Below are 23,354 nucleotides of genomic sequence, written 5' to 3' on the forward strand. Positions count from 1 at the left end.
TAAAAAAAGAAAAAATAAGTTTTGGAAAAGTAAAAAGGAATACTACCTTTGCAGACCCAAACGGAGGGTTGCTTTGAGGAGCGAAAGAAGTTAAAAAGCCGGAGCGATTCCGGTAATGAAAATGACAAATCAGACAAGGCAACTTGTAAAGATTATATAGCGGATTCGGATGATGAAGCGGGAAAGTTCTTTTAAGAAATAGAAAATCATGTAGAGTAACAACTCAAACAAAAAGAAGCTGCAAGGCGGAAAAGAGTAAGAGGAGTTATGATAACAAACAAGTGTTAGATACTGTATAAAGATATAATGATTATACAGATTCTATTATTAATAATAGGGTCAGTGAACAAACGAGACATTTTACAATGGAGAGTTTGATCCTGGCTCAGGATGAACGCTAGCGGCAGGCCTAATACATGCAAGTCGGACGGGATAGGAGAGCTTGCTTTCCTTGAGAGTGGCGCACGGGTGCGTAACACGTATGTAACCTACCTTGTTCAGGGGGATAGCCTCTCGAAAGAGAGATTAAGACCGCATAACATTATGATATGGCATCGTATTATAATCAAATATTTATAGGAACAAGATGGGCATGCGGAACATTAGCTAGTTGGTAAGGTAACGGCTTACCAAGGCTACGATGTTTAGGGGATCTGAGAGGATGACCCCCCACACTGGTACTGAGACACGGACCAGACTCCTACGGGAGGCAGCAGTAAGGAATATTGGTCAATGGGCGGAAGCCTGAACCAGCCATGCCGCGTGCAGGAAGACGGCCCTACGGGTTGTAAACTGCTTTTGTACGGGAATAAACCTTTGGTCGTGACCAAAGCTGAATGTACTGTAAGAATAAGGATCGGCTAACTCCGTGCCAGCAGCCGCGGTAATACGGAGGATCCAAGCGTTATCCGGATTTATTGGGTTTAAAGGGTGCGTAGGTGGCTTATTAAGTCAGGGGTGAAAGACGGTAGCTTAACTATCGCAGTGCCTTTGATACTGATGAGCTTGAATGAACTAGAGGTAGGCGGAATGTGACAAGTAGCGGTGAAATGCATAGATATGTCACAGAACACCAATTGCGAAGGCAGCTTACTATGGTTAGATTGACACTGAGGCACGAAAGCGTGGGGATCAAACAGGATTAGATACCCTGGTAGTCCACGCCCTAAACGATGAATACTCGATGTTGGCGATATACGGTCAGCGTCTAAGCGAAAGCGTTAAGTATTCCACCTGGGGAGTACGCCCGCAAGGGTGAAACTCAAAGGAATTGACGGGGGCCCGCACAAGCGGAGGAGCATGTGGTTTAATTCGATGATACGCGAGGAACCTTACCCGGGCTTGAAAGTTAGTGAATTGAGCAGAGACGCTCAAGTCCTTCGGGACACGAAACTAGGTGCTGCATGGCTGTCGTCAGCTCGTGCCGTGAGGTGTTGGGTTAAGTCCCGCAACGAGCGCAACCCCTATGTTTAGTTGCCAGCACGTTAAGGTGGGGACTCTAAACAGACTGCCTATGCAAATAGAGAGGAAGGAGGGGACGACGTCAAGTCATCATGGCCCTTACGTCCGGGGCTACACACGTGCTACAATGGGCAGTACAGAGGGCAGCTACCTGGCAACAGGATGCCAATCTCCAAAAGCTGTTCACAGTTCGGATCGGGGTCTGCAACTCGACCCCGTGAAGTTGGATTCGCTAGTAATCGCGTATCAGCAATGACGCGGTGAATACGTTCCCGGGCCTTGTACACACCGCCCGTCAAGCCATGGAAGCTGGAAGTGCCTGAAGTGCGTAACCGCAAGGAGCGTCCTAGGGTAAAGTCGGTAACTGGGGCTAAGTCGTAACAAGGTAGCCGTACCGGAAGGTGTGGCTGGAATACCTCCTTTCTGGAGCAGTATCGATACATCAGTTATTGTAACAAGTTACCTACATGATTATTTCTTAAAATTGGTTGATTGGTTTATTGAGTTAGATTAAGTTGAATAGGTTATATGCTATATATAATACAAAACAACAAATCAGTAATTCACTAATTCAGTCATTCAATAATTAAACACAAAAAGGAAACCCAAAAGATGAAGCCATCTATGTGGAGCGAAGCCGAAAGGTGAGCTGGGACACAGTTGGCAGTTCACAGTGGGCAGTAAAGAGCAGTTAGCAGTTGGCAACAAGAGCTAACTACAAAGCAGTACAAGCTGCAAACTGCAAACTAAAGACTGCAAACTGAAATATAGTCCTGTAGCTCAGCTTGGTTAGAGCACTACACTGATAATGTAGGGGTCAGCAGTTCAAATCTGCTCGGGACTACAAGCGCAGCGAAGCTGCGAGTGGGCAGTAAACAGTTCACAGTAGGCAGTAAAAAAAGGCTGCAAACTGCAAACTCAAAACTGCAAACTCATCTTAAGGGGGATTAGCTCAGCTGGCTAGAGCACCTGCCTTGCACGCAGGGGGTCAACGGTTCGAATCCGTTATTCTCCACCATGCCAGTTAGCAGAAGGCAGTTTACAGTGGGCAGTTAAAATAACTGCAAACTGAGAACGGCAGACTGCAAACTGACAAAACGTTCTTTGACATATTGGAAGAAGTAATAAAAAAGAGAAGACAACAGTATAGAGGACTGTTGCAGGCTTTTGAATATTGCGGAAAAGTAAAAAAGGAGAAAGGCTTCGGTCTTGCTACTTGATACTAAGTACTTGATACTAAAAACGGCAACAAGAATCAAAAAGCATACTATACGAGCAAAAGGCGTATAAGTAGAAGAAAGTAAGAAAGGGTACACGGGGGATGCCTTGGCTCTCAGAGGCGATGAAAGACGTGATAAGCTGCGATAAGCTACGGGGATTTGCAAATAAGATTTGATCCGTAGATTTCTGAATGGGGAAACCTAATTAGTTGAAGACTAATTGCATAAATGCGCAAACCTGCTGAACTGAAACATCTAAGTAAGCAGAGGAAGAGAAAATAATAATGATTTCCTGAGTAGTGGCGAGCGAAAGGGAAGAAGCCCAAACCAATTATGTTACGGCATAATTGGGGTTGTAGGACCACAACATGAAAATCAAACAAAACCGGAACGGGGTGGGAAACCCGGCCATAGAGCATGATAGCTGCGTACGGGTAATGAATGATTGGATAGTGGTATCCTGAGTACCGCGAGGTCGGAGACGCCTTGTGGGAATCTGCCGGCACCATCCGGTAAGGCTAAATACTCCTGAGAGACCGATAGTGAACCAGTACCGTGAGGGAAAGGTGAAAAGAACCCCGAACAGGGGAGTGAAATAGAACCTGAAACCGTGTACTTACAAGCGGTCGGAGCAGAGCAATCTGTGACGGCGTGCCTTTTGCATAATGAGCCTACGAGTTACTCTTTCCTGGCAAGGTTAAGTGTTTAAGACACGGATCCGAAGCGAAAGCGAGTCTGAATAGGGCGTATAGTCAGGGGAGGTAGACGCGAAACCTTGTGATCTACCCATGGACAGGTTGAAGGTGCCGTAACAGGTACTGGAGGACCGAACCGATAAACGTTGAAAAGTTTCCGGATGATTTGTGGGTAGGGGTGAAAGGCTAATCAAACTGGGAAATAGCTCGTACTCCCCGAAATGTTTTTAGGAACAGCCTGGCGGTTGAGTTAATAAGAGGTAGAGCTACTAATTGGGTGCGGGGGAGTCAAATCCTACCAAATCCAGATAAACTCCGAATGCTTATTAATATACGCTGGAGTGAGGCTCTGGGTGCTAAGGTCCAGGGCCGAGAGGGAAAGAACCCAGACCATCAGCTAAGGTCCCCAAATTACTGCTAAGTTGAACTAACGAGGTCCGATTGCACAGACAGCTAGGATGTTGGCTTGGAAGCAGCCATTCATTTAAAGAGTGCGTAACAGCTCACTAGTCGAGCGATCGGGCATGGATAATAAACGGGCATCAAGCAGTATACCGAAGCTATGGATTTGCAGCAATGCATCTGGTAGGGGAGCATTCTATTATCCGGCGAAGCAGGAGGGACAACCGACTGTGGAGGGAATAGAAAAGCAAATGTAGGCATAAGTAACGATAAGGCGGGAGAGAAACCCGCCCACCGAAAGACTAAGGTTTCCTGATCAACGCTAATCGGATCAGGGTTAGTCGGGGCCTAAGGTGAAGCCGAAGGGCGTAGCCGATGGACAACTGGTTAATATTCCAGTACTTTTTATAACTGCGATGCGGTGACGGAGTAGTGACACTGACGCGAACTGACGGAATAGTTCGTTAAAGGCCGTAGGTATATGGACTGTAGTTAAGTACGCAGACCATGCTGAAAGCTGATAGTATACCAAATCTTCGGAGGCGGTAATAGTTCAGGTAATCAGACTTCCAAGAAAACCCGCTAAGCTTCAGGTTATAAAAACCCGTACCGTAAACCGACACAGGTAGTCGAGGAGAGAATCCTAAGGTGCTCGAGTGAATCATGGCTAAGGAACTCGGCAAAATGGCCCTGTAACTTCGGGAGAAGGGGCGCTTTCAGCAATGGAAGCCGCAGTGAAAAGGCCCAGGCGACTGTTTAACAAAAACACATGGCTATGCAAAATCGAAAGATGACGTATATGGCCTGACACCTGCCCGGTGCCGGAAGGTTAAGAGGGGATGTTAGTCGCAAGGCGAAGCATTGAATCGAAGCCCCGGTAAACGGCGGCCGTAACTATAACGGTCCTAAGGTAGCGAAATTCCTTGTCGGGTAAGTTCCGACCTGCACGAATGGTGTAACGATCTGGGCGCTGTCTCAGCCATGAGCTCGGTGAAATTGTGGTATCGGTGAAGACGCCGGTTACCCGCAACGGGACGGAAAGACCCCATGCACCTTCACTACAACTTAACATTGATATCGGATACAGGATGTGTAGGATAGGTGGGAGACTGTGATCCAGCTTCGCTAGGAGTTGGTTAGTCAACGTTGAAATACCACCCTTTCTGTATTTGGTGTCTAACTCTGCACAGCGGAGGACATTGTTTGGCGGGTAGTTTGACTGGGGTGGTCGCCTCCAAAAAGGTAACGGAGGCTTTCAAAGGTAAGCTCAGTACGCTTGGTAACCGTACGTGGAGTGCAATAGCATAAGCTTGCTTGACTGTGAGGCAGACAAGCCGAGCAGGGTCGAAAGACGGATATAGTGATCCGGTGGTTCTGCATGGAAGGGCCATCGCTCAAAGGATAAAAGGTACGCTGGGGATAACAGGCTGATCTCCCCCAAGAGCTCATATCGACGGGGAGGTTTGGCACCTCGATGTCGGCTCGTCACATCCTGGGGCTGGAGAAGGTCCCAAGGGTTGAGCTGTTCGCTCATTAAAGTGGCACGCGAGCTGGGTTCAGAACGTCGCGAGACAGTTCGGTCCCTATCTGTTGTGGGCGTTGGAAGTTTGAGTGGGGCTGACCTTAGTACGAGAGGACCGGGTTGGACTAACCTCTGGTGAATCTGTTATGGCGCCAGCTGTATTGCAGAGTAGCTACGTTGGGAATAGATAAGCGCTGAAAGCATCTAAGTGCGAAACTAGCCACAAGATGAGACTTCCATTGAGGGTCGTAGCAGACTACTACGTTGATAGGTCATAGGTATAAAGGTGGTGACATCATAGCCGAGTGATACTAATTGCCCGAAGCTTTCTCATAGCAGGTAATAATAGTGGTTGATGGCAAATGGATCATAGTTCATAGTAATATGTACGATGAACCATGAACTATCAACCATGAACAGACTAATATTGTTGTTTTCTCTGATTAATTACTTCTTTCAATAATATGTCATTGTTAAGGCAGAAAGGCCAAAGGATAAAGGCAAAAGGTATTAAAAACCTTTCACCCTTCACCTTTAAGCTTTCACCTCAACATTAAAAATATTCAGGTGCCTATATCGGCGGTGTCTACCTCTTCCCATTCCGAACAGAGAAGTCAAGCCCGCCAGAGCCGATGGTACTGCGGTAAAACGTGGGAGAGTAGGTCGGTGCCAAATCTTAAATTAAGCCCTTGCTGGAAACAGTCAAGGGCTTTTTTGTGGACTGGAAGTTCATTGGTTCACTCGTTCATTAGTTCATTGGTGTTCGGTTGGATAGCATACTGTTCGGGTGTTCGGCACTGAACGCTTATATGGTTTATAGACAGCGGGTTAAGTGTTCGGGCAATCCAAAAACATGAATTTTACAGGCTGATCAACGCCTCCGTCCGCAGGCATAAGCATGCAATAATCCATCAATCTTCAGAATAGCACAGCGGAATAGGGTATCCCTGCCGGCACCTCGTCAGCTCCTTATCTGCTATCATCAGGCCACTATCGGTTACCCTTAATGCCGTCAATATGCACCCTTCGGGTACCGGGGTTTGGGGGTGGGCTGTTTTTGGCGGGGGCTGAGTGGGAAAGTCCATCAGGGGTTATTGGGTAAATCCTGTTAACAGAATTGTGGCGGGGTAGGTACCCTGTCGCGACAGGGCACTTGAAGATATAGAACCGAACCACGCTCCCGAATCACCCACCGTAAGCTTGTTCGCAGGGTAGTAGCTGCGGCCGGGCCGCGGGGTGTAGTTGTGCCGGGCAGGCCGGTGGTTAATCCTATTTAATCAGAACGGTCGTTACAGAAATCCAGGTGAGTCCGCCTCTGCTGCGGGCTTACCTGGGTAGTTGTTTTGAGGCTTATTTTATCCGAAGTAATTGCGCCTGCCTGCAAAAATTATTGCCTGCCGAAGAGCCATTTTACCCCCAGGCTCATGTATCTGTTGCCCGCGTAATAATTGCTGTTGTTGGTGTAATAAGCGTATGGAGCAAAGCCGAACGAAATTTCTGCTTTCCTGTTGAACATTACCCCGGCCTGTACCGGGAAATTAACCCATAACGAACTAAGATTAAATGGTTGGGGCACAGCCGTAGTGCCGTTATTGGCATTCGCATCGGCAAGGCGGAATTTATTGTTCGAATACACCGAATAATTAAGCCCCATCCCGCCGCCCAGGTACACCTTAACATCATCCTTATTATAAAAGTTAAATATTACCTGTGGCGTAAGCGAAGTGGTGTATTGGTTAAATGAATAAATCTCGTTGGTAGTTATCGTGTTGATGGTTACCGGGTACGGCAGCTGCGGCCTGATGTACCCGAACGACAGCTCGGCCCTGAATATAAATTGCTGAACGTTGGGGTTACTAAACAAATCAACCCCCAAACTTATTTTGGGCGTTATCGAACTGTAGGTTGATACCGTTGTTGTGGTAAAATTATGCACATCATTCACCTTGGTATCGGTGTTCACCAGCGCAATACCAACAAACAGCCTGGCGCCCGATTGCCTCTTAGCGGCAACGGCCTGGCCGGCGTTCAGCTGGTTTACCAAAGCTTCCAGGGCTGCATCGTCAAAGGCCGCCTGCTGGGCCCGGGCAATCAGCTTGCCGTTTGCGGGGGCATATTTATTAATGTACCACAAAAATTGACCCTTGTACACGTCCGATGTTATAATCTGCTTGCCGGGGTTGTAGTATACGTGGTACCTCAGCTCGGCCGGTTCGGCGGCTGTTTCGGCAATAAAAAAGCGGGTTTTAATATCGTCGCGGTGCTTAAAAAGCGTTAAATGTTCGCCCGTTGCCAGGCGCTTTAAAAAAATCGAAGCCACCGTTTGGGTGGTATCAAAACCATCGGGCAAATCGGGGAAGCTGGTTTTATCCATACTTACCGGGCCGGTATAGCTCATGTAGGTTTCCGCGCCGCTTATCCCAAACCCTTTAATAGCCTTAGCATCAAGCTGCTGCACCTGGTTACCCGTTTTCTCAACCTTAAAGTCGACAAGTATGGGCGATTGCTGCCAGTCGCGGTAATTAATATACCCTTTTACGGTATCGCCGTTATTTTTTAAAATATAACCCGCATGATAGTTTGATTGTGCAAAAATAGCCAGCGGAAAAGCTATTAACAGGATAAGGCAAAAAGGCTTCAAATGCATAGTGCGACTTGGTTCAGACGCCAAATATAACATAATTCTGTTGCGTATCATGTGCTGCGTGTCGCCAATTTAAAAGCCCCCAACCCGCCGGCGAAGTTAAAAAAGTCTTGCTACCTGGTACTTACTACTTGATACTAAAACCCCCCATCCCCGCACACAAGCAAAAAAAAATCTTACTACCTGATACTTACTACCTGATACTAAAACCCCATCCCCGCACACAAGCCAAAAAAGTCTTAACTCTTGATTCTAACCTCTTGATTCTTCTTCCGGGCGTTCCCTGCGGGCCGGGCTTTACATTCATACGCCTGCAGGCATTACGCTCGTGGGCCGGTACCCATTTCAATCCCTAACGCAAACGCCGGGAAATTGTAAACCTAAGGCCTCCCAATAAAATCCAGGTTTGCACGCGGGTACACAGGCCTGCCGCAGCATTAAAGGTTGCTTTCTACAGCATATGCAACAAAGTCGAACGAATTTGCAACATATGAGTAGGTGTTTTCTTTGGTCGGCTAAGTTTATTTGTAGCGAAATAAATGACACTTATGGTTAATTAATTAACTGTATCGGTGGTATTTATTGCTCTTAATTTAAATAATCAAAAAAAACAAAAACCATGAAACACAAACAGTATGAAGTTGATCCGGAAATGACCAACAGTTTAATCCAAACCATCAATCATCCTAACTTTAAAAAGTTCATTTCGGATATCGAGGCGCAGCCCGAGGCAGAGCGGCTTGAATATGCCCGTAAAATTACCAATATCGATGAAATGAGAAAAAGGCATATCCCCATCAACGAGAAATTCAGGATCACGTTACGCACTTTTGAAGATCCCTCACATCCGCTGGCGTCATTTGATTATAACCCCGCTAAAGATGATGATGCCTTAAGGATAGGGGGCACGCATACCATTTGTGGTTCTGTTGGCTATATTGCCTGCGCTACCTATGGTTACTCGTGGCCTGCAACTGATACACCTCAATAACCTAAATTTTTTTGACATATGACACAATCCTTAGTAACATACACCGAAGACGAATTAAAAAGTGTTTATGCCGAGCTGATCTCTTTTTACAACGATGAACCGTTTCAAAAAGTGGTTGCCGAACTTTTTTCAATACCCGATAGAAGCGGGCGCTTTGAGTTTGTAAAAGAGCAACTGATAAACAAGGAATATTTGCTTGCAAAAGGTGTTGATGTGCCTGAAGACATCATTGTTCAACGGTCGTATTTTTACGATAACCGCCCAACATTATTTTGCCTTACCAAATACCTGCAGGATAAAAAAAGAAAAGTGACGATAACTATCGACGACGGCGCTTTTTAATTCGGTGCTGGTTTTTGCCAGCTAAATGAAACGCCAGGTTCACTTGAGCCTGGCGTTTTGTTGTTAAGTGACGTTTTGAGGCGTTAGCGAACCGGGCGAAAGCATGGCGTACTCGCGTACGCTATTGGTAGTGTTGTTGATAACATCGGCCATAGGTTGACAAGCTAAAACGGTTTACAAATTGCCTCCGTTTGCTGGCGCACATGTGTCGTTATTCAATTGCAGGTATCGAACCAAAAATACATGGTGTGTCATGGCGTTTACCTATCAGCGGCACACACGAAACGGGTAGGTCAGCATAGGATAAAATCGGCGATAGCCTGGGATGCTAAAACGTTTTACAAATTGCGCACGTGTTTCAACCTGTCGGTAGTCTGATAACACCGACCAGAAGCTAAATGAAACAACAAGACTCACAATTACATTGGTATATGAGAGGATTGGAAATGGGGAATAAATAATTAAATTGAATTATGAAACAGTATTTAACCGAAGAGCAGATTAAATCCAACGTAAGACTTGGCAAATCCATAGAACAGTGGTTAGGTTTTACCGGGGAAGATGATTACGTGATACTTAAATGGTTAAGGATCGATAAGGAGAAAAATCAAGGCTATTCAGTATCATATTTTGAATCCTTCGACGAAGGAAATGAAGACTTATTAGACATTTACGAGTTTTCATTATTAGATCCTGATGAGCCTTTCGGAGTAATAAATACGTTTGCATCAATTGATGAAGCCTTGGAATTCGCAACTCAAACATATAATGCATCAAATACTAAATATGTTTCGGCTGGAATGATTCAAGAAGAGTATAGGGATTATCTTAACCGATAATTGTAAACTATAAATAATATAACACAGAATGCAAGAGCTCACTATGCGCACTACCGCGTAGATAACCCCAGCTACCGCGAGCGTTTTGTCGCTGCCGCAAGGCTCCAGCCTTGTTGGCCCGCTGATAGGTAAACGCCATGATAAGTAATGAATATGCAAATTCCGGATGTTTAATTTCATCCAGGATTTTGTATTTTAAACAGCGCAAAAGAGTAATACAAGAACTTAAGGTTAACAACAAACATTGTTGATTGTCCTAAAGGCATGGCGTAAACTTAGCATGTGGGCCACAAGGCCGGAGCCTTGCGGCAGCGGGAGGGGGCCCGCTGATAGGTAAACGCTATGATAAGTAGTTTTTTGGGTGTTTTTTGTCAGATAATGTTTAGTTTTAACTTTGAATCTAATGATTCAGACCGTTGTTTATAAAAACACATCAAAAAACCTGGACTATCATTTATCACTGATGGAAATTATAAAGTTCACACTCCAAAATGACGAGTTGGTCGTCCATAATGACAAGGTATTTACCGAAAGGGTATTTAATATCCATGATCAATCCTATTTCTTCAAAATTAATCCTCAGAGTGACTTCTGGAGATTTGGTATACGTTTTTCGAGGTCAAGAGAAATTCCTTTCCATCATCCGGAAAAGAGATATAATAGAGATTATATTGGTTATCAGGATCTGCATTTAGGAGTTGGAAACTGGGATAACAGTAGTTGGACCGATCCCGAAAAATTATACTTGGTTCAATATAATTTCGAAAATCAAAGAAAAGTGTTAAATGAACAGCAAGGTTATATTGGTGGCCAACTAGACCTGTTTATTCAATATCTCCCTGAAAAAGCCGCGTTACTGGTCTCCTATACCGCGATGGGGTGTGAGCCGTTTTCCGATTTGTATCCATTCAACCCCCAATTGGAGAACTTCCAGGTTTTTGCTTGGGCGGATATGTATCCTTACCACGTCGATTGTGAACTAGAGATAGTACCCAACAGCGATATCGACAGTAATTTTGCTCCATTTCGTATAGACAATGTTATCTTTCGATTGGGTGATATGTTCGACCATGAAGTCATGGTCAAATCAAATGTCGTCCTGCTTCCTGCTGCTACTGAAGGCAATGCCACCCATAATATCGTCAATAGGGCCGCGGAACTTGGTATTCCGCCAGTTGATGAAGGTTCAGCGGGCAGTATCAAGATTTTTGATATCTCTAAAAACGACAGAGTCCAATATGCCGGTTACGCTTACTCCGTTTCAAACTTTAGGTCTGAAATTTCTATAATTGTTGAGATCTGTAAAAATATTTTCAAGTTCATTAAGGGTACGGGCAATCTGTCGGGCGTAAATGTTCCCTTGCTAGGTGCGGGCAGCGGGCGTTTGAGTGCCATAAATGTGGCGTCTATTTTCGTCGAGGAATTTAAAAAAGCTAAATTTATCACCCCGATCATTATCAGTGTCCAGAGTGAAATGACATTTCTGGATATAAAACACCATTTCAATCGGCAATACATGCCCTTGCCGCATGAATTCAGGCTGGAGAAACCTAAAGTGATTAAGGTACTAGAAATGGAACTCAACAGCTACCTTTATTCGTCAGATTATAGGGTAGACAGCGAAGGAAAGGTGGTCGAGCTAAATCTGAGTAGGTTTAAAAATCCGCATCCATCGGCTCTACTGGATTTTTACGATCTCCAGGTATTGAATTTAAGTAATTCCCGGCTAAGTAACTACGATTTTCTTCGGGACTTGCATCATTTAAGGCATTTGTATCTGAGTAATTGCCAATTAGGTAGTTTTGATTTTTTCAGACATCTAAAGATGTTGTACACGCTTGACTTGAGTAGTTGCAATGTCGCGAACATCGACTTTCTGTATGATTTCAAGAACGTTACCAGTTTGCAGTTGCGCAACAACAAGATCGTTGACATCTCTGCGTTAAGTAAACTTTTAAAGCTGGAGTATCTTGATCTCAGCAGCAATAACATTTTCGACGCGCAGCCTCTGGCCGGCCTGATTGGGCTAACTAACCTTAACCTCTCATATAACAGAATTACCGACTTGCAATTTTTGAAGCGCATTAAATCGCTTTCGATTCTAGATGTCAGCTTCAACCAGGTTTACGACGCGAGTGTGCTGACGGATTTGGAAAAGCTAAGTTATCTCAAAATTCATCGCAATGCCGTTGTGTTAGCCTATGGCATAAGTGTAGATGAAAAAGAAAATCACCTGACAGCCATCAAGAACTATTTGTTAAAAAAGGATGAAAAAGATAGATTGCCACATAAAAGACCGGTAAAGGTCATGCTGTTGGGAAATCATGCAAGCGGAAAATCATCACTGCTACATTATCTACATACTGATTCATTACCTCAAACAGTCAGAAGTACACATATCATCAAAATAGAACATTATCCGGCGACTGATCCGCATGAGCCGGAAGCTATTTTTTTTGATTTCGGTGGGCAAGATTATTACCATGGCATCTACCGAGCTTTCCTAAGCGGGGAGGCCATCTATTTATTGCTCTGGCATACCGCTTCCAACTTAAATTGCCAGGTAAAGGACAACCAGGGTATTCTTACACAGAATTTTAAGCTGGACTATTGGCTATCGCAAAAAAAATATCTTGAGCAGGAAAAATTTGGTTCACATGATCCGGTAATGTTGATACAAACGTATGCTGGCACAGACACGCGGTCTTTTTGCGAGGATATCAGCGCTTTCCCTGATATTATAGGAGAATTTAATGTTAATTTAAAACATAACAGCAATTGCGTTCAACCTATAAAGAATAAGTTTGCCCTACAATACCTCAAAGCCTCAATTGAAGAACTAATTAAAGAAAAACAGATCAATCGCCTTGAGCCTAGCTGGTATATCCAGTTTATCAATTTTATTATAGAAATCGGAGCTCAATCCGGCCACAGAAGCATGGATATAGTTAACGATATTTTACCACATTATGGACGAAGGGATGATAATATCCTTGAGTACCTGATGGACGACCTGGATCAACTACACAAGCAGGGAATGATCCTTTATTACAAAGAGGAGATCCCCGACAAGGTTTGGTTGAACCCGGTCAAACTGGTTGAATATATTTACAAAGAGGTCCTTAATAAAGACTTATTCAGTGCGGGCTCTGAAGGCGAATTAGACCAATCAGACTTGGACGGATTTGATCAAGATGTGGTTTCGATGCTAATCCGGCAAAAGGTAATATTTAAACACAGCTTCGGTAACAAATACCTTGTTCCCAATTACCTCCCGTTGGCCAGTGAAAAAGAGGCAGAGTTTAGCATGTATACATTTGGTTTGGGAGAGCCGCTTTTCGTGATGAAATTTAAACATTTCATTCCATTTGGATTCGTTAACCAGGTGATTTGTTCGTTTGGGACGTTACCTGCTGAAAAAAAATTTTGGCGGGATCAGCTGTTATTTACATTGGATCGCAATGTTAAAGTGCTGATCAAAGTAGATTTTCAGCTTTTGGAAGTTAAGGTATATGCGAACTTTTTCGGTAATAGCGACCGGATAGAAAAAGATAAATACATCAAATACCTATTTTATGGTCTGTTGGCACTTTATTGGGATAGAGAACTACTGAGCTTTCAGGAATTCCAGAATTACCACCAAAAAAAACTGACGATAGAGAATACAGATCCCCACGATCCACTTTTTGAGAAGCTAAGGCAAATTGAAAATCTTTATACCAATATTAATTGTCGGCCTTTGGATCTCTATATATCTCTGGATAACACTTATTTTTTCAACTACGCCAATCTTTGCGATTCATTCGAAGCTTTGCAAATACAGGTTTATAAAGTAAATGAAAACAGGAACCTAACGGAGACAAGTAAATTTGTGCCCATTTATCCGTTTCAACCCTTCGCCATCCAAACTTTATTACGACCCAAAAAAGCGGTGATATCGTATTCTAAGATGGATGTAGCATTTGTCCATAAATTCAAACAATATTTGATCCCCCTGTCGGACGATGGCTTAATACAGAAACCTTGGTATTGTACGGAACTTATCGCGGGCAGTGAATGGGATGATACTATCCAGCAAAAATTCAATGAAGCAGATATCATATTTTTTATGATTAGCGAAAATTTGTTGGCGACGCAATATGTTAAAGATCACGAGATAAAAAACGCTATTGATCGTTGGGATAATACCAAGGATATTCGCATAGTACCAATTTTACTTGTTCCATATCATTGGATCAGAAAGGGAACATATAATTTAGGAAGGTTTACGGCACTTCCGTATACGGCAATGCCGGTGAGCAGTTTTCCGGATCAGCATCTGGCTTGGGATTATATTTCCGAAGCGATTAGAATTATGATTGAGCAGGACATTTATCCCGGTTCCGAATCCTACGAGTTAAACGCAGATATAAAGCAATTTTTTGAAAAAGTAATCAATCTAAGGAAAGAAAATGTGATCAAATAGGCTCACATCCATGCATCACTAATTCAAATCTCCACACCGCAAAACTCTACGCAACTTATGAAGATCGAGCACGCAGAAAACCGGGCAAATGTATTAAAATTTATAGCGCAGTCATCGATCTATGGTAACCTGGGCTTATTTATAGGGACCGGTTTGTCTATGGCTATCATGAATACCGAAGATACAGAAATCGCGCTTTCTTGGGGAAAACTAATACAAAAATGCGCTGGTGATTTAAAACTGGATCTGGAATCTATCCAAAGCCCCGGTCAATCGTATCCAGACCTTGTTTCGGCGATGATTTCGACTTATGCGAAAAAAAAAGAGTTGAACTATCCGCAAGCTACAAAAATTGTAAAAGAAAAAATTTGTGACTTGACCAGTTGGTACCCCTCACCAGAAAAAAGACAAGAGTATGGTGACTATTTGGAAAATATGAATCCAGGCTGGGTGATTACGACTAATTATGATCTCATATTGGAATGCTTGCTTACCGGACGATCTATTTCATTGGGGCCAGATGATCAGCTAATCGCCCCAGCAGGTATTATTCCAATTTACCATCTCCATGGTGTTAGGACAAACCCGGGGGGAATTGTGCTGACCCAAGAAGATTATGTAAGTCTGTTCCGGCCAAACGAATACCGACATACCAAGCTGCCTCTAACCATCAAGGAATCAACCACTTTGATTATCGGGTACAGCCTCGGTGATGTCAATGTCTTGACTGCTGTTGACTGGAGCCGTAACGTTTTTAAAGATTCGGGATCTAGTTATCCAAGTGATATCATTCAGGTCGTCCGCAATAAAGAAGGGCGATGTTACCGTGCGCCCAACAATATTGTTATAGTTGAAACGGATAGCCTTGATGCTTTTTTTGAAGAGGTCGGGGATGCTATTCAAGTAGAAATCCGCACCGACAAAAGGCAAAAGAAAACGCTCGACAAGCTCAATAACCTGCTTAATGACCCAACACGCGATCAAATAGATATATTTATCAATGATGAAGAAAACCGACACAACATTTTAAAGGCTCTTTCCAAATTTGATACCTATGTAATCTCCGGTTTTCTCGAAATGTATACCCGTGCCATTGATGAAACCTGGGTGCTTGCCAGGCCGTCCGGGGCTTTTTGGGCTTATGAACTTAATCTAAATATAAACTTAGATATATTGATCATGCTTGATATCAAGAAGATGCCTCCCGCGTTAATTGAAACGGTAGCCTATAATCTCAATAAAATTGCCTATTTCGTTGGCCCCAACATAGGGCAAAGTGCTGCGGCGGAAAAAACATGGCGACGACGAAAAGGAGAGCTAACAGTAGAGACTATACATGAATTGCGTAGTATAGCGAAAGTCCACTGGTATAGTTTTCTTCGCAGATTATTAAGTGACTAAGTTGCCCACCGCTTCGCACTTGTTGGTATTCTTCCCGCACTTTGTTGGCGTTGTCCTCCAACAAACTCGTTACCCGTTATAACGTCGCAGAAAACCGACTCCTCTTTGCCAGTATCATAATACTGGGCCGACGAATATTTGCACTCTTCGCCCTTGCCACTGCGGCTGATATGCCGCCCTTTAATGGCTATTTGACTGGTGTATTTTAATCGATGGGCGATGCGCATCGCAGGCGGATGTTGCCCTTTCAGGGCTGGGCAGGGGCGTTGCGGCATATTTTTAGTACCCAGGTAAATTTTTGAATTTTCCCGGCCCTGAAAGGGACTAATCCATCAGCACAGGGCATCGCCCTCTGCATGAATGCACCGCCGTTGAAAAGCCCTGAAAGGGTGAGATCTGCCTGGCAAAGCGTTGTGCATGCAGTGTAGGTTACCCGTACGCACTGTTTGGCGGCCGATATGTCACCCTGTCAGGGCTATCTCGCGGGGATCTTATCCATTATAGCACAGGGCGAGGCCCTGTGCTGGCGTATGTCGCCCTTTCAGGGCTGAGCAGGGGAGTTGCGGCATATTTTAGTACCCAGGCAAATTTTTGAATTTTCCCGGCCCTGAAAGGGACTAATCTGTCAGGGCCGGGTAGGGCGCGGTTTCGCATATTTTAGTACCCGGATAAATTTTTGAATTTTCCCGGCCCTGAAAGGGACTAATCCATCAGCACAGGGCATCGCACTATGCTGAAAAAAGGGTGACATATACTGGCAAGGCGTTCTGTATGGTTTTAGGTTAGTCCCATACATACTGCTCGTCATACTCCACCTGGTACTTTTTAAGGAAGGTCCGGTATTCGTCCTGGAATGATTTGCGGCTGTGGTGTTCGTGCTGATTGGCAATGTAGGCTATCACCTTATCTACCTCTGCAGGGTTTACCGAAAAAGCACCATAGCCATTTTGCCAATAAAAATTTTGCAAAGAGGGATCCAACGTTTTAATCCATTTGGATGAATTGGATTTTACGTCCTCGACCAACTTCATCAAAGCTATCTTTTTCGACAGCATACATAAAATATGCACATGATCTGTATAACCACCTACTTTTATAGGCTGGCATTCAAGGCTTTTACAAACGCCTCCTAAATAATTATGTAAGTCGTTTTCATAAGGTGGATGTATAAGCGGTTGCCGGTGCCTGGTGCTGAACACGATGTGCAGGTAGTTTTTTACGAGTGATTGTCCCATGGTTTGTTGATGTGGATAAGTGCGATGGCGGCGCCATCGTTGGTGTCTTTATGGTTTCTAATTTAGATATTTTTTGATTGCAGATAGCGGGAGGCCTTTTAATTAACAAAAGATTTGTTGCTGATCGCCGGACTTTAGATATCCCCACAAACTCGCGTTAGGGATGGAAGTGGATACCGGCCTCGCGCTTAATGCCTGTGCAGTATGAACGTACAGCACGGGCCGCAGGCAACGCCATTATTTTAATTCAAAAGTTAAAATTCAAAAGTCAAAAATCGAATAGTTCCTTCGCCCTTGTTAGTATTTCTCCCTCGCACTTTGTTGGAGTTGTTCTCCAACAAACTCGTTACCCGTTATCATATCGTAGGAAACAGAACCCTCTTTGCCAGTATCATACTACCGGGCCGACGAATATTTGTGCCCCGTGCTCTTGCCATGGCGGCTGATCTGTCACCCTTTCAGGGCTATTTGTTGGTGTGTTTTGACCGATGGGCGATGCCCATCGCAGACGTATGTCGCCCTTTCAGGGCTGGGTCGGGGGCGTTTCAGCGTATTTTATACCCAGGCAAATTTTTGAATTTTCCCGGCCCTGAAAGGGACTAATCCTTCAGCACAGGGCATCGCCCTGTGCTGTTTGGTTGGCATGGTTTAATCGATGGGCGATGTCCATCGCAGACGGATGCCGCCCCTTCAGGGCTGGGTCGGGGACGCCGGTGTGCTGTCTTTCTTTCAGAATTTCGCGAAATTTTGGGGTTATACATGACGTGTTCGGGGGGCATAAACCTTCGGTTGAACGCTGGCTACGACTCACCCCGGCTACGCTGCGCTGGCCGAATCTCTCTCCGGCTGCGCCGCAAAGAGGGTTGAGGAAAGAAAAATAATTTTTTGGCCCCTCTATGCGCGAAGCGGAGGGGCAGACGGGATACGCCCGACCACCCTCTCATCACCTGCGGTGGAAAGAGGGGATTGAACGTTCAATATCAATATATTATAAAAAAATAAACAATAAATTTTCAAGCCCCTCTTTCCGGCGAAGCCGAAGAGAGGGTGGCCAGCGCAGCGTTGCCGGGTGAGTCTTCGCCGCCATGCGATACAGCCCACTCAAAACTGCAAACTACTTCACCACCGTTACACTGCCCGATAGCGCCTTCTTGCCGTTTTTCAGGTTTACGATGTAGTAATAGGTGGCCGGCGGAACGGGATGGCCGTTGAAGGTACCGTCCCATGAGGTGCTGTAGCCGGCTGATCTGAATATCCGCTGGCCGTACCGGTTAAATACTTCTACCGTGTTTTGGGGGTAGGCGCTTAAGCCGGCAATGGCCCACAGATCGTTGCTGCCATCGCCATTGGGCGAGAAGCTGTTGGGGATGCTGATATCAACCGGAACCGCCGATGGGTTTACGGTAATAGCAAACTGAACGGGCAAACCGGGACATTCGTTATCGCTTAAAATAGCCATAAACCTGCCACCGGACTGAACGGGGATTTGTTGGGTAACAGCGTTGGTAGCGGCGTTGATGACGGATATATACGGCGAAAGGGAATTAACCACATAAACCTTGCTGCCATCGCTATTGGTGGTTATGCCTGCCGGGTTTTGGCCTACATCAATAGGGGTTACAATGCTGCGGCTGAGGGTGTTGATGACGATGACTTTTTTGTCGTTAATCAAGGATACGTAAAGCCTTGCCCCATCCGGGCTTATAGCCAGGCAGTTGGCAGCTGTGCCAACGTCTATTTTATACTGGATACGCCTGGCGGCAATATCTATAACGGCTACATCGTGCGAGTTATAATTGGCCACGTAAAGCGTTTTATTATCCGGGCTGATGATAATACTGTTAGGCGTTGTGCCGGTAATTATGGCATATTCAAAATAACCGGTTGCGATATCATAAAACTGCACAATGTTTGAGCCTGCATTGATGATGTACAGTTTTGTACCGTCGGCGCTGATGGTTAAATCATATGGGATATTGCCCGTGGTAACAGTTTTTATAACCGAGTAGTCGGCAGTGCTGATGGTGGTTAACTGGTTGGTGCTGCCATCGGTAATATATAGCTTGCTGCCGTCGGGGCTTATGACCATGCCGACGGGATCAAACCCGGCCGGGAAAGTGGTGACTACTTTATTGGTGACGGTATTAATTACAGCTATGGTATGTGAGCCTTCGTTTTCGACATATAGCAGGCTTTTATCGGGGTTAAACAACAGCCGCTGCGGGCTGGAGTTTGCAGGCATCCCTTCGGTAATAACCTGCTCGGTATTGCCGGTAATGGTATTGATAAGCGAAACCGAGTTGGCCGAACTGTTGGCTGCATAGGCATAGCTTGCCGGCGCCGGGGTAACGGTAATATGTGCTGTAACAGGCGCAGCACCCGTGTTTACGGCTGTAAACGAAGGTATACCCTGGTTTCCGCTGGCGGCCAGGCCGATGCTGGTGTTGTCATTTGTCCAGTTGAAGATGCGGGCGGTGCCGGTGAAAATAACGCCCATGGTAAGCTGTCCGTTTTGCAGGGTTTGATCGGGAATTGGGCTAACCAGGGGCAGGGGGTTAATGTGGCCGGTTACTCTTGCCGTTTGTGTTACTTCGCCGGAAGTTAGCGCGACATCGCCCGAAATATTACCCGCTACCGCCTGTGCCGATGAACGTACATAAACCACCTGGCTGGATATTAAGCCGGATGTTTGCGTAAGCATAACACTTGCGCTAAAAGTGCCATCGGCAGTAAGCGATACCTCGAAATCTGCGGGTGCTGTAACCAGTACATCGGCAGATAAGCCGCTTGCCGAAACCGTGAATTGCTGGATGGCCGGACTTGCAGACACGGTACCGGCGCAGGCAGAAATAGCCCCGGTTACCTCGCCGATGATAAGCTGTGGCGTGGCGGTTTCGGCCTGGTATGATATTTTGAATAAAATAGGGTTTACTGTTTTGCCCGGCCGCGCCCAAACTCCTGAAGTTACAGGAAACAGGAATGCTATTATTAACAGGATAGGCAGGTGTTTTTTCATATAACTTCGTCGCCGCAAAATTAAAACGACTGTTAAACGCTGTAATCCATGCAAATATAGGGCTATCTTAATTTAACTGGTAAAGGTTGGGCATACAAACACTGTTTTTAAAGTTTTTCTTTTAAAACATTGAGAGCTTAAGCAATTAAAATCCATTTATTCCTGCATCATCTGCTATATTCATTTTTTTTAGTACTTAATTGTATTATTTTATTGCTATTAAATACAATTAAGTACTATATTTGTTTATTCAATAATTGGTTTATCCCCAACGATAATCCATATTTACATAAACAATCATTTAAGTGATTTTGAACGATACTACCAACATTGCTGTTATAGGCTCGGGTTTTGCCGGGTTAAGTGCTGCTGCGTACCTGGCCAAAGCCGGTTACCAGGTGGATGTGATTGAAAAAAATGCGGTAACAGGCGGCAGGGCAAGGCAGTTAACTACCGATAACGGGTATATGTTTGATATGGGGCCAAGCTGGTACTGGATGCCCGAAGTGTTCGAAAAATTCTTCGCCGACTTTGGCTGCAAACCGGCAGATTTTTATGAACTACAGCAACTTGATCCGGGTTTTACGGTAGTGTTTGGCAAAAATGATGTATTGGCCATACCTGCCGATTTTGATGCTTTATGCCGGCTGTTTGAATCGATAGAAACGGGTAGCGCGGCGCAATTAAAGGCGTTTTTGGCCGAGGCCGCTTATAAATATAAAACAGGGATGGATAAACTGGTTTACAAGCCGGGTTTGTCGCTTACCGAATTTTTGGATTGGGACCTGTTTAAAGGTGTTTTTAAACTGCAGGTGTTTACCGCTTTTAGCAAGCATGTGCGCGGGTTTTTTAAAAATCCTAAGCTAATTGCGCTTATGGAGTTCCCGGTATTGTTTTTGGGCGCCATGCCCCAGGATACTCCGGCTTTATACAGCCTTATGAATTATGCGGGCCTGCAGTTGGGTACCTGGTACCCAAAAGGTGGTTTTGGCAAAGTAATAAATGCTATGCAGCAAGTTTGCGCATCGCAGGGGGTAAAATTTAAAACCGGTACTGCGGTTACTGCTATCAGGGTTGATAAAAACCGGGTTTCGGCCGTTGTTACCGGCGATGACAGTAAGGCTTATGATGGCGTTATAGCCGCAGCCGATTACCACCATGTGGAAGAGAAGCTGTTGGAGCCCCGGTTCAGAAACTATAAAGAAGCTTATTGGGATAAGCGGGTGATGGCGCCATCGAGCCTCATTTTTTACCTTGGCGTAACCTGCAAAATTGACCGCCTTGACCACCACACCCTTTTTTTTGATGCCGACCTTGAACAACACGCGGTGGAAATATATAAGGAGCCGCAATGGCCGTCGAAACCGCTTTTTTATGTTTGCTGTCCTTCAAAATCGGATGATGCCGTGGCACCGCCCGGTCACGAAAACCTGTTTATCCTGATGCCGCTTGCGCCGGGAATTAAGGATGATGATACCCTGAGGGCCAAATATTTTGATTTGATTATGGATAGACTGGAAGATTTTACGGGCATAGCTATCCGCAAACAGCTTGATTATAAAAAAAGCTATTGCGTAAATGATTTTATGGCCGATTATAATTCATACAAAGGGAATGCCTATGGGCTGGCCAACACGCTGATGCAAACGGCCAACTTAAAACCATCCATCAGCAATCGCCGGGTAAATAATTTGTTTTATGCCGGGCAGCTTACCGTGCCGGGCCCCGGTGTGCCGCCGTCAATCATATCGGGCAAGGTTTCGGCCCGTCAACTGATCAACTACATTAACCAAAATAAATGAAAGCGACATTCGACAAGTTATCTGCCACATGCAGCAGGGAAACTACCCGGCTGTATAGTACCAGTTTTTCGCTGGGCATCTATTTTTTGAAGAAGGAGCTGCGGGCGCCCATTTACGCCATTTATGGCTTTGTGAGGCTGGCCGACGAAATTGTAGATAGTTTTCATGAGTACCCCAAAGCTGCCTTGCTGGAAGAATTTAAGGAAGAAACTTTCCTGGCCATTAGCCGCGGCATCAGCATAAACCCGGTGCTTAATTCGTTTCAGCAGGTGGTTAATAAGTACCGCATTGAACACGGCCTTATAAGGCAGTTTTTAAAAAGTATGGAAATGGACCTGGCCGCACAGGAATATACACCGGATAAGTATGAAGAATACATTCTTGGATCGGCACAGGTGGTGGGGCTGATGTGCCTGCATGTGTTTACCAACGGCAACGCTGCCGATTTTGAGCGGCTGCGCCTGCCGGCTATGAAACTGGGGTCGGCTTTTCAAAAAGTAAATTTTTTGCGTGATATCAACGCCGATTACCGGGAACTTAACCGCACCTATTTTCCGGAGGTAAACCTGTCTGCTTTTTCTGATAGTGATAAAAAGGCTATTGAGGAGGATATACATCGCGAGTTTAATGAGGCCCTGGCCGGTATCAGGCAGCTGCCGCGGTCATGCCGGAAAGGGGTTTACCTGGCCTATGTTTATTACAGGCAGCTGTTTCGTAAAATCGCCAATGTACCGGCCGAAAAAGTATTGGACAAACGGATCCGGGTATCAAACGGGCATAAATTTTGGCTGATGTTTGATTCGCTGGTGCGCTACAAGTTAAACGTGTTATGAAGCTTGCCCTATATATTACGCTGATGCTTCCCTTGCTTAGCCCGCAGCAGCAGGTGCCGCCGCTAAAACAGTTGCGGTCGCTTTACAGGTATGCGGTAACCGACAAAGACTCGTCGGCAAAATTGCTGCAGCTTACCACAACAGTTGATAGCAGCGCGGCGCCTATACTGAGTTGTTACAAAGGTGTGGCGCAGGTTTTACAGGCCAGGTTTACCGGCAGCCCTTTCAGTAAGTTCAAAAAATTCAACGCTGGTAAGTTAATAATGGAAAACGCAATAGTCCGCGATACACTGAATGTAGAGATGCGGTTGTTGCGTTACAACATACAGGCAAATGCCCCGGCGTTTTTAGGATACAATGGTAGTTTGCAAAAAGACGGAGCATTTTTAAGGGCCAACCGTTACAAACTTGATGATACCGATTTAAAACTAATGGTAAATAAAGCTTTGGCGGCCCCCAAAAGTAATTGATAATTTAATACAGGTA

Annotated in this window: 13 protein-coding genes, 2 tRNA genes and 3 rRNA genes; 13 read left to right on the forward strand and 5 right to left on the reverse strand. The window is 45.1% G+C overall.

What is annotated here, in order from left to right; genetic code table 11:
- The first annotated feature begins 362 nt into the window (after positions 1 to 362).
- The 5 genes from ACFGVS_RS00005 (at position 363) to rrf (ending at position 5,975) form a co-directional block, all read left to right on the forward strand.
- A 16S ribosomal RNA gene (locus ACFGVS_RS00005) occupies positions 363 to 1,884 on the forward strand.
- Positions 1,885 to 2,230: 346 nt separating this feature from the next.
- A tRNA-Ile gene (locus ACFGVS_RS00010) sits at positions 2,231 to 2,305 on the forward strand.
- A 97-nt stretch (positions 2,306 to 2,402) separates the two neighbouring features.
- Positions 2,403 to 2,479: transfer RNA gene (locus ACFGVS_RS00015), tRNA-Ala, on the forward strand.
- A 276-nt stretch (positions 2,480 to 2,755) separates the two neighbouring features.
- Positions 2,756 to 5,634: ribosomal RNA gene (locus tag ACFGVS_RS00020) — 23S ribosomal RNA — on the forward strand.
- Between the two features lie 229 nt (positions 5,635 to 5,863).
- Positions 5,864 to 5,975, forward strand: a 5S ribosomal RNA gene (rrf, locus tag ACFGVS_RS00025).
- The 16S, 23S and 5S rRNA genes sit together here with 2 tRNA genes alongside, the layout of an rRNA operon.
- 236 nt (positions 5,976 to 6,211) lie before the next feature.
- On the opposite strand, the gene ACFGVS_RS00030 is transcribed toward rrf, so the two are convergent.
- Positions 6,212 to 6,385 carry a hypothetical protein gene (locus ACFGVS_RS00030; RefSeq protein ID WP_439696917.1) on the reverse strand — a complete coding sequence of 58 codons (174 nt, stop codon included), beginning with the start codon at positions 6,383 to 6,385 and terminating at the stop codon, positions 6,212 to 6,214.
- Positions 6,386 to 6,687: 302 nt separating this feature from the next.
- Positions 6,688 to 7,947: a hypothetical protein gene (locus tag ACFGVS_RS00035; protein ID WP_439696918.1), complete on the reverse strand. Its 1,260-nt coding sequence runs from the start codon at positions 7,945 to 7,947 to the stop codon at positions 6,688 to 6,690.
- A 616-nt stretch (positions 7,948 to 8,563) separates the two neighbouring features.
- Here ACFGVS_RS00035 and ACFGVS_RS00040 point away from each other — a divergent pair.
- From ACFGVS_RS00040 to ACFGVS_RS00060, 5 genes are all read left to right on the forward strand, one after another.
- The gene (locus ACFGVS_RS00040) at positions 8,564 to 8,935 is read left to right on the forward strand and encodes a hypothetical protein (RefSeq protein WP_439696919.1); all 372 of its coding nucleotides are present in this window, start codon (positions 8,564 to 8,566) and stop codon (positions 8,933 to 8,935) included.
- A gap of 18 nt (positions 8,936 to 8,953) precedes the next feature.
- Positions 8,954 to 9,277: a hypothetical protein gene (locus ACFGVS_RS00045; protein WP_090653144.1), complete on the forward strand. Its 324-nt coding sequence runs from the start codon at positions 8,954 to 8,956 to the stop codon at positions 9,275 to 9,277.
- A gap of 473 nt (positions 9,278 to 9,750) precedes the next feature.
- Positions 9,751 to 10,116, forward strand: coding sequence for a hypothetical protein (locus ACFGVS_RS00050; protein ID WP_439696920.1), 366 nt, complete (start codon positions 9,751 to 9,753; stop codon positions 10,114 to 10,116).
- 463 nt (positions 10,117 to 10,579) lie between these two features.
- Positions 10,580 to 14,581, forward strand: coding sequence for a leucine-rich repeat domain-containing protein (locus tag ACFGVS_RS00055; RefSeq protein ID WP_439696921.1), 4,002 nt, complete (start codon positions 10,580 to 10,582; stop codon positions 14,579 to 14,581).
- Positions 14,582 to 14,638: 57 nt separating this feature from the next.
- Entirely contained in the window at positions 14,639 to 15,982 is a 1,344-nt protein-coding gene (locus ACFGVS_RS00060; RefSeq protein WP_439696922.1) for an SIR2 family NAD-dependent protein deacylase, read from the forward strand.
- Here the strand turns inward: ACFGVS_RS00060 and ACFGVS_RS00065 are convergent.
- The 3 genes from ACFGVS_RS00065 to ACFGVS_RS00075 form a co-directional block, all read right to left on the reverse strand.
- Positions 15,979 to 16,257 (reverse strand): hypothetical protein, encoded by a 279-nt coding sequence (locus ACFGVS_RS00065; protein ID WP_439696923.1) that lies wholly within the window; start codon positions 16,255 to 16,257, stop codon positions 15,979 to 15,981. The two genes, ACFGVS_RS00060 and ACFGVS_RS00065, sit on opposite strands and share 4 nt — an antisense overlap.
- A gap of 507 nt (positions 16,258 to 16,764) precedes the next feature.
- Entirely contained in the window at positions 16,765 to 17,217 is a 453-nt protein-coding gene (tnpA, locus tag ACFGVS_RS00070; protein ID WP_439696924.1) for an IS200/IS605 family transposase, read from the reverse strand.
- Between the two features lie 1,114 nt (positions 17,218 to 18,331).
- A complete protein-coding gene (locus ACFGVS_RS00075; protein ID WP_439696925.1) occupies positions 18,332 to 20,233 on the reverse strand; it encodes a gliding motility-associated C-terminal domain-containing protein in 1,902 nt (633 codons plus the stop codon).
- A gap of 305 nt (positions 20,234 to 20,538) precedes the next feature.
- Between ACFGVS_RS00075 and ACFGVS_RS00080 the strand changes: the two genes are divergently transcribed.
- Genes ACFGVS_RS00080 through ACFGVS_RS00090 form a run of 3 tightly spaced genes read left to right on the forward strand, consistent with a single transcriptional unit; the run spans position 20,539 to position 23,338 of the window.
- Positions 20,539 to 22,035 carry a phytoene desaturase family protein gene (locus ACFGVS_RS00080; RefSeq protein ID WP_439696926.1) on the forward strand — a complete coding sequence of 499 codons (1,497 nt, stop codon included), beginning with the start codon at positions 20,539 to 20,541 and terminating at the stop codon, positions 22,033 to 22,035.
- Positions 22,032 to 22,868, forward strand: coding sequence for a phytoene/squalene synthase family protein (locus ACFGVS_RS00085; protein ID WP_090653133.1), 837 nt, complete (start codon positions 22,032 to 22,034; stop codon positions 22,866 to 22,868). The genes ACFGVS_RS00080 and ACFGVS_RS00085 overlap by 4 nt, the downstream gene beginning before the upstream one ends.
- A complete protein-coding gene (locus ACFGVS_RS00090; protein WP_439696927.1) occupies positions 22,865 to 23,338 on the forward strand; it encodes a hypothetical protein in 474 nt (157 codons plus the stop codon). Before ACFGVS_RS00085 ends, ACFGVS_RS00090 begins: the two co-directional genes overlap by 4 nt.
- The last annotated feature ends 16 nt before the right edge of the window (positions 23,339 to 23,354 follow it).

It is taken from the genome of Mucilaginibacter sediminis (genome assembly GCF_051903035.1).
In the GTDB taxonomy this organism is placed as follows: Bacteria; Bacteroidota; Bacteroidia; order Sphingobacteriales; family Sphingobacteriaceae; genus Mucilaginibacter.